The following is a 13,454-nucleotide window of genomic DNA, read 5'->3' as shown; positions in this document are numbered from 1 at the left end:
TTTGGTTTAAGCTTAAAAGGTTAAGGCATTGTTAAAAGAAGGTGGTTTTAACTTAAATCAGGTTTAAAATTAACTCTGGGGGTCTTCCTATAACAGCCTGGTTTCCATGAATAACTATAGGACGCTGTATAAGCTTTGGATGTTCTACCATAGCATTTATAATTTCGTCGTCTGTTAATGTCTTGCCTTTATAATTTTCTTTCCAGATAGCTTCGTTTTTTCGAACCAGATCGACGGGTTGTATTTTTAGTAAGCTAATTATTTCTTTTAACGCTTTCGCGGAAAGTGTATCTTCTAAATATTTTACAATTTCGAAAGGTTTCCCAGATTGTTCTAATATGGCTAAACTTTCACGCGATTTTTTACAACGGGTATTGTGGTATATGGTAATCATTTTAATACATTTTTATGCAGCTTAGGTTAAGTTGCTAAATTTTTAAGGTTGATGAATAAATTATAATTGTGAAGAGTCTTCTTCTTTTTGACCCATCATCATCAAATAGGCCTTTAAGAAGGTACCAATATCTCCATCCATAACATCATCTACGTTTCCCGTTTCATGGCCAGTTCTTACATCTTTCACTAACTTGTATGGGTGCATCACATAATTACGAATCTGGCTTCCCCATTCAATTTTCATTTTACCAGCCTCAATATCGTCTCTTTGTGCCAGTTGTTTTTGTAGTTCAATTTCGTACAGCTGCGATTTTAACATTTGCATGGCACGCGTTCGGTTGTCGTGCTGTGAGCGTGTTTCTGAACATGAAATTTGAATCCCTGTGGGTTTGTGAACTAATTGTACTTTGGTTTCCACCTTATTAACGTTTTGACCGCCAGCCCCACCAGAACGGGAAGTGGTAATCTCGATGTCTGCCGGATTTATTTCTATTTCTATCGAATCGTCTACAAGGGGATACACATAAACCGATGCAAAACTAGTATGGCGCTTGGCATTACTATCGAAAGGAGAAATACGAACCAAGCGATGTACACCGTTTTCGCCTTTTAACCAACCAAAGGCAAAATCGCCATCAATCTCTAAAGTGACGGTTTTAATACCCGCAACATCACCTTCTTGAAAGTTAAGTTCTTTAACTTTAAATCCGCTTTTTTCGGCATACATTAAATACATACGCATGAGCATACTGGCCCAATCGCAGCTTTCTGTTCCACCAGCACCAGCTGTTATTTGCAATACAGCGCTTAGGCTATCTCCCTCATCAGAAAGCATGTTTTTAAACTCAATGTCTTCTAAAAGTGCAGTAGCTTTGTTGTAACGGTTTTGAACTTCTTCAGCAGTCGCTTCGCCTTCTTTATAGAATTCATAAAGTACTTCCAAATCTTCAACAAGTGTTTTGCAAGTGTTGTAATCTTGTACCCATTTTTTTTTCACTCGAAGTGATTTCATGAGTGTTTCGGCGGCTTGGGAGTCGTTCCAGAAATCGGGGTCGAAGGTTTGCTCTTCTTCGTTTTGTATTTCAATTAATTTGGCATCAATGTCAAAGATAGTGCCTTAGTTTGTCAAGGCGGATTTGTAGATTTTTAATGTGATCGGATGTTATCATAAATAAATAAATAAATTTTAAACAAAAATAGAATTTTAATCACGCAGAATAAAACTAATGAAGATATAATTTTATAGTTTTAGCCTTAAAAATATAAGTCATGATAATAGACCTAAGAAGTGATACCGTTACCAAGCCAACCCCAGAAATGTTGGATGCGATGATGCAAGCCCAGGTGGGTGATGATGTGTTTGAAGAAGACCCCACCGTAAAAATACTTGAAGGGCGTTTAGCCAATATGTTTGGAAAGTCTAGAGCCTTGTTTTTTCCATCGGGAACTATGGCGAATCAAACCGCCATAAAATTACACACCCAGCCAGGCGATCAAGTAATTTGCGATAAATACGCTCATATTTATAATTACGAATCGGGGGGAGTGAGTTTTAACAGTGGTGTGTCTTGTAAACTCATTGATGGTAATCGGGGGATGTACACTGCCGAGAAAGTAAAAGAAGCCATAAATCCAAATGTGTTTTACTACAGCCAAACGCGTTTGGTAGAAATTGAGAATACCTCAAATAAAGGAGGTGGTGCCTGTTGGGATTTTAATGAAATTCTAAAAGTAAAATCAATTTGCGACACTCATAATCTCGGGTTTCATTTAGATGGCGCTCGGTTATGGAATGCTTTGGTTGCAAAAAATGAAACTACTAAGCAATACGGCGAGGTATTCGATACCATTTCGGTGTGTTTAAGTAAAGGATTAGGGTGTCCTATTGGATCGGTTTTAATTGGTGATGAGGCGATTATGGAGCAGGCCATTAGAATACGAAAAATATTTGGCGGGAATATGCGTCAAGTGGGGTATCTGGCGGCTGCAGGATTATATGCTTTAGATTATCATGTAGAACGCTTGGCAGAAGATCATAAAAAAGCTAAGGAAATAGGCGAGGCCTTGAGTAGATTATCTCAAATTAAAACTGTTGAGCCTATTGAAACTAACATTGTAATTTTTGAATTAAATGATGGGATTCATGAAAATGTTTTTATACAAAAGCTAGCCACTAAAAACATTAAAATTATTGGTATGGGCGGTGGTAAGCTACGTATGGTAACCCATTTGGACTATACCCATGATATGCACGAAACGCTTATCAAGTTTTTGCAAAACTTTTAATAAAGTCTCTAAAAGTTTTGCAAAAACTAGGAGTAGAACGATCTAAATAATCTATTTAAACATATCCAATCCAGGAATATTTGGCATGCCTTCTTTTGCCACTGCGGCTAACTCATTCTCGTTCACATTGGTGGCTTTTTCAATGGCTTTATTTAAAGTTAAAACGAGGTAATCTTCAAGCTGGTCTTTATCTTCCAGTAATTCATCAGCTATTTCAATAGATTTAATCGTTCTATTGGCTGTTAAGGTGACACTTAGTAAGCCGTCGTGGCTTTTTTCGTCTATTAAAACCGTGTCTTAACCTTTTTTAGTCTCTTCAACTTTCTTCTGGGTTTCTTTAAGTTTCCCCATCATATTCATCATATCTCCAAACATAATTTTATAATTTTAGTTTTACGACACAAAACTATTTAATTTTTCTATTTTTGACGACTTAATTATTCAGAATAAAACACTTCTCTTTGAATTCAAATATACAACCACCAAAAGCCCAAAAAAAAGCAAAAACCTTAACCATTCATGACGATGTAAGAATCGACAATTATTATTGGTTAAATGATAAAGAAAATCCAGAGGTTATAAATTATCTAGAAGCCGAGAATGCCTATACTAAACAGATGATGCGGCATACCGAAGATTTCCAAAAGAGTCTGTTTGAAGAAATGAAAGGGCGTATTAAAGAAGATGATTCTAGCGTCCCCTACAAACTTAATGGCTACTGGTATATATCGCGTTTTGAAAAAGGTCACGATTACCCCATTTATACTAGAAAAAGAGACACCTTGGAGGCGGAAGAAGACATTCTATTCGATTGTAATCAAATGGCTAAAAACGAATCGTATTTCAATTTAGGGAGTATTGCTATTAGTCCAGATAATAAACTGGCAGCATTTTCAACCGACACCTTGGGAAGGCGACAATATATTATTCAAATTAAAAATTTAGAAACAGGTGAAATCTATTCAGATAAAATTTTAAACACCACAGGAAGTGTAACGTGGGCAAACGATAATAAAACGTTGTTTTACGATAGGCGAGATGATGTGACTTTGCGTTCTCATAAAGTTTTAAAACATACACTACATACCGAGGCGAGCGAAGATGTATTGGTTTATCACGAAACCGACGACACCTTTAACTCGTTTGTGTACAAATCAAAATCTAGAAAATATATTATTATAGGTTCTGCAAGTACCTTGAGTTCAGAATACCGAATTTTAAATGCCGATAACCCTAACGGTGACTTTAAATTGTTTCAAAGTAGAATAGATAAGGTAGAATATACTATCACGCATTATAATGACGTTTTTTATATTATTTCGAATATTGATGGTGCCTCTAACTTTAAACTATTAAAAACAAACGAAAACACGACCGAATCTCAATATTGGGAGGAGGTTTTACCGCACAGGAAAGACGTATTAATTGAAGATATAGAAGTTTTTAAAGAGTATCTCGTTGTAAATGAACGTGAAAACGGATTAAATAATCTTCGCATTATAAGTTGGAGCGGAAGCGAAGACTATTATTTGCCCTTTAGTTGTGAAACCTACACAACCTACATTGCCAATAATCCCGATTTTGATAGCTCTTTTTTGCGTTACGGATTTAGCTCACTTACAGCACCCAACGCCATTATAGATTATAATTTTAAAACTGGGCAAAGCGAAATAAAAAAAGAGCAAACTATTTTAGGTGGTACATTTAAAAAGGAAAACTACGAATCTAAACGTATTTGGGCAACTGCCCGTGATGGTGTAAAAGTGCCCATCTCTTTAGTCTATAAAAAAGGTGTGAAGTTAGACGGTACAAACCCACTATTGCAATATGCCTATGGGTCTTATGGGTCTACAACCGATCCTTCTTTTTCGACCATAAGATTAAGTTTATTAGATCGCGGATTTATCTTCGCTATTGCTCATATTCGTGGTGGCGAGTATTTGGGACGAGATTGGTACGAGAACGGAAAATTATTAAACAAAAAAAACACCTTTACAGATTTTATTGATTGCTCTAAATATTTAATTGAAAAAAATTACACATCTAGTGAGCACTTATACGCTTCAGGTGGTTCTGCGGGCGGTTTATTAATGGGGGTAGTAATTAATTTGAATCCAGAATTATACCATGGTGTTTTAGCGGCTGTGCCATTTGTAGATGTGGTTACCACTATGCTCGACGATACTATACCACTAACAACAGGAGAGTACGACGAGTGGGGAAACCCTAATGAAGAAACCTTTTATCGTTATATGAAATCCTATTCACCTTACGATAATGTTGAAGCTAAAGCTTACCCCAATTTGTTAGTGACTACAGGTTTACACGATTCGCAAGTACAGTATTGGGAGCCTGCAAAATGGGTAGCAAAATTAAGAGATTTAAAAAAAGATCATAAGACGTTATTGTTACATACCGACATGGATGCTGGTCATGGTGGTGCATCTGGACGTTTTGAAAGCTTAAAAGAAGTGGCGTTAGAATATGCTTTTATATTAGATTTAGAGGGGATTAGCACCTAATTAAAAAATTGCCTATTTTTGCTCCGTTTTAAATTACAAATAGTATTTAGCAGTAAAGCTTTTAAAAGGCATTTATGATAAAAAACAATCAGGTTTTTGATAATGTATTAGATTTAATAGGGAATACACCACTCATTAGACTTAATAGAATTACATCAAAATTAAAAGGACGTTTTTTTGCTAAAGTAGAGGCTTTTAACCCAGGACATTCCTCAAAAGATAGAGTAGCATTACATATTATTGAAGCGGCAGAAAGAAAAGGTATTCTCAAACCTGGTGATACCATTATAGAAACCACTTCTGGTAACACGGGATTTAGCCTGGCTATGATAAGTATTATTAAAGGGTATAACTGTATTTTAGCAGTGAGCTCCAAATCGTCTAGCGATAAAATAGATATTCTTAAAACTATGGGGGCAACGGTTTACGTTTGTCCAGCAAATGTTAAGGCAGACGACCCGAGGTCGTATTACGAAGTGGCAAAACGATTGCATAAAGCACATAAAGGTTCTGTTTACATCAATCAGTATTTTAATGATTTGAATATTGATGCACATTATAAAACAACAGGCCCTGAAATTTGGAAACAAACCGAAGGAAAAATCACTCATTTAGTTGCATGTAGTGGTACAGGAGGGACGATTTCAGGAACATCGAAATATTTAAAAGAACAAAATCCAAATATTAAAGTCGTTGGTGTTGATGCCTATGGCTCGGTTTTAAAAACCTATCACGAGACGGGAGTATTTGATGAAAATGAAATTTATCCCTACCGAATTGAAGGGCTGGGTAAAAATTTAATTCCAAAAGCAACAGATTTTAGTGTTATTGATAAGTTTGTTAAGGTAACCGATGAGGAAAGCGCGCACAGTGCCAGACTAATAGCTAAAACCGAAGGGTTGTTTGTTGGTTATACTTCAGGAGCCGCCATGCAAGCTGTTTTCCAGTTAGAAGCTCTGGGGGAATTTGATGCAAATGATGTAGTCGTGGTTATATTTCCAGATCATGGTTCGCGCTATATGAGTAAAGTGTATAGTGATAAGTGGATGCAGGAGCAGGGATTTTTGAGTAGTGAGAATTACGAAACTGAAAAAACCACTCAATATCCGCATTAATAAAGTTAGAAAATAAAAAGGGTTTTGTAAATAAAAAGGGTTTTGTAAATAAAAAGATAATTTTTATATATATTTATTGTACAAACTTTAATGAAAAGGTTAAGAATTTAGATATTAGAGTAGTGCAAGTTAATGAATAACAAACCTGTTTTTTTAGATGTATGTCGTGGAAAGTACTAGTTTAAATAATTGAAGCATAAAAATTATGTTCAAACCATATAAATAATTAATTTCGCAGTATCTAACCAAGGAGTTAAAATGTTCATTTATAGAATTAATATGATGAAAAATGATCGTTTTAAACCTAAAAGATTTATTTTAAATGAAAGATTTATTCGAAAAGATTTACAGAGATAAAGGGCCACTAGGTAAATGGGCGTCTCAAGCAGAAGGCTATTTTGTATTTCCAAAATTAGAAGGAGAAATTTCTAACCGTATGAAGTTTCAAGGAAAAGACGTAATTACATGGAGTATAAACGATTACTTAGGCTTAGCTAATCATCCAGAGGTTCGTAAAGTAGATGCTCAGGCAGCTGCAGATTACGGTTCAGCTTATCCAATGGGAGCAAGAATGATGTCTGGACATACAGATTTGCATGAGAAATTGCAAAACGAGTTGGCGGCTTTTGTGAATAAAGAAGCGGCCTACCTTTTAAATTTTGGTTATCAAGGCATGGTGTCTACTATTGATGCTCTTGTATCTAAAGATGATATTATTGTTTACGATGTCGATTCGCACGCTTGTATAATTGATGGTGTACGTTTACATATGGGTAAGCGTTTTACTTACAAGCACAATGATATTGAAAGTTTAGAGAAAAATTTAGAGCGTGCCGAAAAAATGGCCGAGCAAACTGGAGGTGGTATTTTAGTGATATCTGAAGGCGTGTTTGGAATGCGAGGCGAGCAGGGGCGTTTAAAAGAAATAGTCGAGCTTAAAAAGAAATTTAATTTTAGATTTTTTGTAGATGATGCTCATGGTTTTGGTACCTTAGGGGCAACTGGAGCAGGCGCTGGAGAAGAACAAGGTGTTCAAGACGGTATTGATGTGTATTTTGCAACCTTTGCAAAATCTATGGCTAGTACAGGTGCTTTTATTGCTGCAGATCAAGAAATAATTGATTATTTAAAATATAATTTACGTTCTCAAATGTTTGCTAAATCGTTGCAAATGCAACTCGTAGTCGGAGCATTAAAACGACTAGATATGCTGAGAACTATGCCAGAGCTCAAACAAAACCTTTGGACCATTGTTGAGGCCTTACAATCTGGATTAAAAGCACGTGGTTTCGATATTGGTACGACTCAAAGTTGTGTTACTCCTGTGTATTTAAAAGGTAGTATACCCGAAGCTATGGCCTTAGTAAGAGATTTGCGTGAAAATTACGGAATTTTCTGTTCTATAGTGGTTTATCCTGTGATACCTAAAGGGTTAATATTATTACGAATGATTCCAACAGCCACGCATACCTTAAAAGATGTTGAAATAACATTAGATGCTTTTGATTCTATTAGAGAACGTTTACAAAACGGAACTTATAAGCGTTTGTCTGCAGCAGTAATGGCAGCAATGGGAGAGTAGCTAATTTTAGAAATATTATAATACAACAAAGCCGATTCATTATTTAATCGGCTTTGTTGTTTAAATATCGAAAGCTGTGGTCTTATTGTTTTTTTTTTTTTTTTTTTTTCACTAGTGTCCGATTAAAAATATTAAAATGCTGTCAATCCTTTTAAAATTAAGAACTTTGCACGTTTTTTAAAATGTCACTTTGCTTATTTGAAATAATTATTAAGATTTAAAGGAGCTATTTTGTTAATTTAAAGTACCTCTGTTTATCAGTTAGTTAGAATCAAGTCTTGGTTCTAATGTCTATTAGTGAAGCGGTCTTATGTCTTTTGTCGGACATTAATGTTTTTTTTCCATTTAATTTTCAAATGTCGTACTGTTCATTTGGTATGAGATGGCCTTCTTGAAAGTACATCGTTTTTTATAGATAACGGGATTAAAATTTTTCCATATTTTTTCAATAGCTGTATTTTCAACTAGCTCTGGTGTTCTTATACAATCTACAATACCTTTTTTTGTGAATGTCTCGTAAAATTCTTTGAATATAATCCCATGCACACCTTTGTTTTGATAGTTTGGGTGCACACCTATTAAATAAAATAATGCTGTTTTGCTGTGTTTTTTAGCATGTAATATGTGTTTAAAGCCAAAAGGGAACAATTTGCCATTTGCTTTTTGTAAAGCTTCAGCAAATGAGGGCATCACTATGGCAAACGCTACTAATTCGTCATTTTTGTCTACCACAAATTTTATGTATTCTGGATTGATAAAACCTAAAAATTTGTTTTTGAAATATTCTTTTTGAATATCGGTTATGGCCACAAAAGAGGACAGGGTTGCATAACTTTGATTAAACAAATCGAACATTTTATCGGCATAGTGCATAACCTCTTTTGTTTTTGTAAAATTTAGAGGTTTTAAATCATATCGTTTTTTAATAATCTCTTGAATTCGCTCAAAGCTCTCTTTTTTAACATCGGAAAATGCGTGTTTGGTCTCTCTGTATTCTTTTTCAACAGTATAACCTAAGGCTTCAAAATGCGTTACGTAATACGGGAAATTATACCACGTAATCATAGAGCCAATTTTGTCGTAGCCGTATGTTAAAACACCTACTTTATCTAAATTTGAAAAACCAATAGGACCTTCAGTAAATTCTAGCTTGTTCTTTTTTCCAATCTCTATAACTTTATCTAGCAAGGCTTTAGACACTTCAATGTCATCAATTACATCAAACCATCCAAAGCGCATTTTTTTTTGTTTATTCTCTTTTACTTCTAGCCAATTAATTATCGCCGCTACACGACCAACAACTTCATTGTTTTTATAAGCTAGAAATAAGGTCGCTTCGGCATCCTTAAGAATAGGATTTTCGTTTTTATTAAAAGTTTTAATTTCTTGGCTAATTATTGGTGGCACCCAATATTTGCAATCCTTGTAAAGTTTAAAAGGAAATTTCACAAAAGCTTTTAAATCTTTTTTAGTAGTTACTTCTCTAATTTCAATCATGAATTAAAATAATGGCTTATGGCTAGTTAAAATTATTAAAATCAGTATCTTTTCTTTTTTGTTTGATATGCAACGGTTCTTTCTCTTTGTTTTTCTTGTTCTTTCTCGACTGTTTTCGCGATAATATTTGCTCTGAATTTTCGTTTGTATCCGTCTTGTCTTTGTGGAAGTCTAAACGGTAGGATACACCAAGGTTTAAGTTAAGAACTGAAGGGGTGTCCTTCGTATTAAATGTTACAGCTGTGTCTAGTTGAAGATTTTTTCCCGCTAAGTAGGCACCGCCAAACCTAAAAAGATTATCGGCATAGAAATCACTTTTAATACCCTGAGCTTCACCAAAAATAACCCATTTCGGACTAATAGAGTGGGTTAAAGTGAATATGTACTCAAAATCAGATTGATCGGTTCCAATTCTATCCTTGATTAAGTTGATTACCATAACCCAACCTCCAGCGAAATTGTTTTGCGTAGCGATCATTAATTTTGGGCTAAATCCCTCAATTAAAGGTGCGGTGTAAGGGTTTTGTTTGGTGTCGTAATTAACACCTAAATACACTGATACAGCAGGAATTAGAGAACTCCATTTAAAGCGATTGTTCGCTTTCCAACTGTATAGGTTTGGCTTGTCTTCTTCTTTGTTTTTACACGGATCGAAAACTAAATATTTAGCACCAATAGTGAGGAATTTAAAATTTGACCGCGATTCTTCAATACCCGAAACTCCTGTGAATGTTTTTGTGTCATTTTGGTAGGTTCCTTCAAAATTAAGTTCTAATTCTTCCCAAATTAAGCCATATCTAGTGGCAAAATCCACTCCAAAGCCAGAGATTTTATAAGCCGTAGCTGGTGTTCTTTTTTCTTGTACAAAATACGGCCCCGCCTCAAACTGCAGCACATTGGTACCCACCGAATAAGCGCTTCGTGAGGCGCCAGGACGGTTAGAATTAATAACGTCGGTATATTGGCTGTAGGCTTTTGAGGTTAGTGAAATGAATAAGAGAATTAAAACAAATTTGATTGGGTTCATAAAGTATGATTTAAAATATATCTACAATTAAGATTTACACAAAACCTTAAGTAAATAACCATAGTTAGGCCAAAGATAGATATTTTATACTTTTTTTATCATTTTTCAATCTTTTTTAAATATTAAGAATTGTATTTTTGCTTTAAAACTATAAAAAAAATCTATAATGGGTTTATTGCGAACCATACTTATCATTGTTTTAGTGTATTATGGTATTAAATTACTTCTAAGAATTTTTGCGCCTTTCTTAGTGAAATATGCTGTAAAAAAAGCTGAGAAACGTTTTGGTGGTCAATTTGGTCAGTTTCAAGACGAAAAAGAACAAGGGAAAGCTAAAACAGAAGGAGAAGTAACTATTGTTAAAATGCCAGAAACCAAATCTTCAAATAAAAAAGTTGGCGATTATGTGGATTATGAAGAAATTGATTAGTCTTTGTGCGCTCTATAATCAGTTCTAAATTTTGTGTTTATATTTTGCCGCAACATATTTAGAATATCTATAAAATAATAGTTAATTTCACAGCTTGCTTTTAATTTTTATTTATGCATTTTTCATTTAAAAGAATAGCGCCACATATTCTGGTTCTAATTGGGTTTGTAGTAATTTCTTTAGCTTATTTTAGTCCTGTTTTAAAAGGAAAACAAATTTTGCAGAGCGACATCGTGCAATATATTGGCATGAGTAAGCAGCAAAAAGATTTCCGTGCAGAAACGGGAGAAGAAACCTATTGGACAAACGGGGCATTTAGTGGTATGCCAACCTATCAATTGGGTGCAAAATATCCACATAATTATATAAAAAAATTAGACTTAACCTTACGTTTTCTTCCGCGACCAGCCGATTATCTTTTTCTTTATTTGCTTAGTTTTTACGTGCTTCTACTTGTCTTAAAGGTCGATTTTAAGCTTGCAGCTCTTGGTGCTCTTGCTTTCGGATTTTCTACTTATTTAATCATTATACTTGGAGTGGGACATAACAGTAAAGCCCATGCCATTGCATATATGCCTTTGGTTTTAAGTGGTATTATACTAACGTTTCAACGAAAATATGTTGCTGGGTTTTTACTGACTACTGTGGCCATGGGCTTGCAAATTGTAGCCAATCACTTTCAAATGACTTATTATTTGTTGTTTTTGGTCATTGTTTTGGGAGTTGCTTATTTATTCGATGCGTACAAAAAGAAAATACTACCTCAATATTTTAAATCTGTTGGTATTTTGTTTGCTGCTGTTTTTCTGGCAATCGCCTTAAATGCTACTGGAATTTTAGCAACAAAAGAATATGTTAAAGAAAGCACGCGAGGTCAAAGCGAACTAACCATAAACCCCGATGGTTCGCCAAAAGAAATAACCTCGGGTTTAGATAGAGATTATATTACTCAATTTAGTTATGGTTTTTTAGAGACCTTTAATTTGTTTATTCCGCGTTTTATGGGGGGCGGAAACGGGGAGAACCTCGGTAAAGATTCTGCAACTTACGAAGCTTTTAGAAAATTAGGAGCTTCGCCAACTCAGGCTTTACAAGAATCGAAACGTGCGCCCATGTATTGGGGCGACCAACCTATTGTAGAAGCACCTGCTTATGTTGGTGCTGTGGTATTGTTTCTGTTCGTGTTTGCGCTATTTTTAGTAAAAGGGCGCTTAAAATGGTGGATAGTTGGCGCTGCAATATTGTCCTTATTATTATCCTACGGAAAAAATTTAAGTTTTCTAACCAATTTTTTTATCGATTACGTTCCGCTTTACAATAAATTTAGAGCTGTGAGCTCTATTCAAGTTATTTTAGAGCTGTGTATTCCTGTTTTAGCGATTTTCGGATTGGTAAAGCTATTAGGTAAATCTATTCATATTGAAGAGAAATTAAAAGCTTTGCTTTAAAATATACAACCTTTATAACCGGCGGGCTTGCCATCTTGTTTTTACTGTTTAAATCTTCTTTCGATTTTGCTGGTATTAACGATGGTTTTTATAGGCAGAATTACGGTCAAGCCTTTGTTGATGCTCTAAAAACCGACAGGAAAGCCATTTTTACTCAAGACACTCTAAGGTCGTTACTATTTGTAGTGCTTTCAGCAGGTATTATTTTAGCTTTTGTGAAAAATAAATTGAATAAAAATGCTCTAATACTCGCTTTTGCGGTACTCATTCTTTTTGATTTAGTTGGGGTAAACAGGCGCTATGTAAATAACGATAATTTTGTTTCTGCTTTGCAGGTAAGTCAGCCTTTTCAAAAAAATCAGGCTGATGTCGAAATTTTAAAAGACAGTACACATTTTAGGGTTTATGATTTGGTTTCGGGGCGATCAAAACCATCGTATTATCACAATTCGTTAAACGGCTATAATGCTGCAGAGTTAAAACGCTACCGAGAGTTATTCAATTTTTATATCGCTCAAAATAATATTAATGTGCTTAATATGTTAAATACTAAGTATATTGTTATTCAAGATGATGCGGGGAATCCTATACCATATACCAACGAAGAAGCTAATGGTAACGCTTGGTTTGTTAGCACAGTTGAGCAAGTCGATACTGCAAATGAAGAAATGAAACGTTTGGGTGATTTAGATAATAAAAACAAAGCAATTTATATAAAATCGAAACAACCATTACCATTTGAAGAACCAAAAGCTACTTATACGGTCGATTCTTTAGCGTCTATTAGATTGGTTGAACATCAGCCAAATTATTTAAAATACGAAACGGATAATGCACATGATGGCTTTGTCGTTTTTTCTGAAATTTATTATGGTAATGGCTGGAAAACCTTTATTAATGAAAAGCCTACTAATCATATACGCGTAAATTATACCCTACGAGGTATGGCGGTTCCTGCGGGCAAGCATATTATAGAATTTAGGTTCGACCCCGATGTTGTAAAAACGGGAAGCCGAATTGCACTGGCGAGTTCAATAATTTTTGGAGTATTGCTTTTAGGAGCTTTGTTTTATGAGTTTAAAAAGAAATAGTTGGTTGTCCTTATAGAGACAATACTATTTCAAGATGGTAATCGCTATAACAACAAATTC

The 13,454-nt window shown here is 34.8% G+C and carries 11 protein-coding genes and 1 pseudogene; 7 read left to right on the top strand and 5 right to left on the bottom strand.

All coding sequences use genetic code 11. The features are described 5' to 3' along the window. Positions 1-52: 52 nt before the first annotated feature. Positions 53-394, bottom strand: a complete 342-nt coding sequence (gene arsC, locus FEZ18_RS14425; protein WP_153268975.1) for an arsenate reductase (glutaredoxin) — start codon at positions 392-394, stop codon at positions 53-55. A gap of 60 nt (positions 395-454) precedes the next feature. Continuing rightward, positions 455-1,565, bottom strand: a protein-coding gene (gene prfB, locus FEZ18_RS14420) for a peptide chain release factor 2 (RefSeq protein WP_153268974.1) whose coding sequence is annotated in 2 segments (ribosomal slippage) — positions 455-1,501 and positions 1,503-1,565 — 1,110 coding nt in all. Because the reading frame shifts where the segments join, the coding sequence is not laid out codon by codon here. A gap of 100 nt (positions 1,566-1,665) precedes the next feature. On the opposite strand from prfB, the gene FEZ18_RS14415 reads away from it, so the two are divergent. Next, on the top strand, positions 1,666-2,682 hold the full coding sequence (locus tag FEZ18_RS14415; RefSeq protein WP_153268973.1) for a threonine aldolase family protein: 1,017 nt from the start codon (positions 1,666-1,668) through the stop codon (positions 2,680-2,682). 51 nt (positions 2,683-2,733) lie between these two features. Here FEZ18_RS14415 and FEZ18_RS14410 read toward each other — a convergent pair. Continuing rightward, positions 2,734-3,057, bottom strand: a pseudogene (locus FEZ18_RS14410) (YbaB/EbfC family nucleoid-associated protein). An 86-nt stretch (positions 3,058-3,143) separates the two neighbouring features. On the opposite strand from FEZ18_RS14410, the gene FEZ18_RS14405 reads away from it, so the two are divergent. From FEZ18_RS14405 to FEZ18_RS14395, 3 genes are all read left to right on the top strand, one after another. Beyond that, positions 3,144-5,204, top strand: a complete 2,061-nt coding sequence (locus FEZ18_RS14405) for a S9 family peptidase (RefSeq protein WP_153268972.1) — start codon at positions 3,144-3,146, stop codon at positions 5,202-5,204. A gap of 74 nt (positions 5,205-5,278) precedes the next feature. Beyond that, on the top strand, positions 5,279-6,319 hold the full coding sequence (locus FEZ18_RS14400; protein ID WP_153268971.1) for a PLP-dependent cysteine synthase family protein: 1,041 nt from the start codon (positions 5,279-5,281) through the stop codon (positions 6,317-6,319). Positions 6,320-6,641: 322 nt separating this feature from the next. Next, positions 6,642-7,901, top strand: a complete 1,260-nt coding sequence (locus FEZ18_RS14395; protein ID WP_153268970.1) for an aminotransferase class I/II-fold pyridoxal phosphate-dependent enzyme — start codon at positions 6,642-6,644, stop codon at positions 7,899-7,901. A gap of 345 nt (positions 7,902-8,246) precedes the next feature. Here FEZ18_RS14395 and FEZ18_RS14390 read toward each other — a convergent pair whose 3' ends face one another. After that, complete coding sequence (locus tag FEZ18_RS14390) at positions 8,247-9,398, bottom strand: GTP cyclohydrolase (protein ID WP_153268969.1); 1,152 nt, start codon at positions 9,396-9,398, stop codon at positions 8,247-8,249. A 22-nt stretch (positions 9,399-9,420) separates the two neighbouring features. Further along, a complete protein-coding gene (locus FEZ18_RS14385) occupies positions 9,421-10,425 on the bottom strand; it encodes a transporter (RefSeq protein WP_153268968.1) in 1,005 nt (334 codons plus the stop codon). Positions 10,426-10,591: 166 nt separating this feature from the next. Here FEZ18_RS14385 and FEZ18_RS14380 point away from each other — a divergent pair, with 166 nt between their 5' ends. From FEZ18_RS14380 to FEZ18_RS14955, 3 genes are all read left to right on the top strand, one after another. Next, on the top strand, positions 10,592-10,855 hold the full coding sequence (locus FEZ18_RS14380) for a DUF4834 family protein (RefSeq protein WP_153268967.1): 264 nt from the start codon (positions 10,592-10,594) through the stop codon (positions 10,853-10,855). 113 nt (positions 10,856-10,968) lie between these two features. Continuing rightward, positions 10,969-12,303 (top strand): hypothetical protein, encoded by a 1,335-nt coding sequence (locus FEZ18_RS14960; protein WP_317164446.1) that lies wholly within the window; start codon positions 10,969-10,971, stop codon positions 12,301-12,303. A 35-nt stretch (positions 12,304-12,338) separates the two neighbouring features. Further along, positions 12,339-13,394, top strand: a complete 1,056-nt coding sequence (locus tag FEZ18_RS14955) for a YfhO family protein (RefSeq protein ID WP_317164445.1) — start codon at positions 12,339-12,341, stop codon at positions 13,392-13,394. Positions 13,395-13,454 lie beyond the last annotated feature (60 nt).

It is taken from the genome of Oceanihabitans sp. IOP_32 (genome assembly GCF_009498295.1).
Taxonomy (GTDB): Bacteria; Bacteroidota; Bacteroidia; order Flavobacteriales; family Flavobacteriaceae; genus Wocania; species Wocania indica.
The sequence above is the reverse complement of the archived record's forward strand: the minus strand, read 5'-3'. Positions and strand labels throughout refer to the sequence as shown.

What these genes read in the sequence shown, in the direction of transcription:
- FEZ18_RS14415 (WP_153268973.1), top strand. Translation starts at nt 1,666, where the DNA reads ATGATAATAGACCTAAGAAGTGATACCGTTACCAAGCCAACCCCAGAA.
- FEZ18_RS14960 (WP_317164446.1), top strand. Translation starts at nt 10,969, where the DNA reads ATGCATTTTTCATTTAAAAGAATAGCGCCACATATTCTGGTTCTAATT.
- FEZ18_RS14380 (WP_153268967.1), top strand. Translation starts at nt 10,592, where the DNA reads ATGGGTTTATTGCGAACCATACTTATCATTGTTTTAGTGTATTATGGT.
- arsC (WP_153268975.1), bottom strand. Translation starts at nt 394, where the DNA reads ATGATTACCATATACCACAATACCCGTTGTAAAAAATCGCGTGAAAGT.
- FEZ18_RS14385 (WP_153268968.1), bottom strand. Translation starts at nt 10,425, where the DNA reads ATGAACCCAATCAAATTTGTTTTAATTCTCTTATTCATTTCACTAACC.
- FEZ18_RS14390 (WP_153268969.1), bottom strand. Translation starts at nt 9,398, where the DNA reads ATGATTGAAATTAGAGAAGTAACTACTAAAAAAGATTTAAAAGCTTTT.
- FEZ18_RS14400 (WP_153268971.1), top strand. Translation starts at nt 5,279, where the DNA reads ATGATAAAAAACAATCAGGTTTTTGATAATGTATTAGATTTAATAGGG.
- FEZ18_RS14395 (WP_153268970.1), top strand. Translation starts at nt 6,642, where the DNA reads ATGAAAGATTTATTCGAAAAGATTTACAGAGATAAAGGGCCACTAGGT.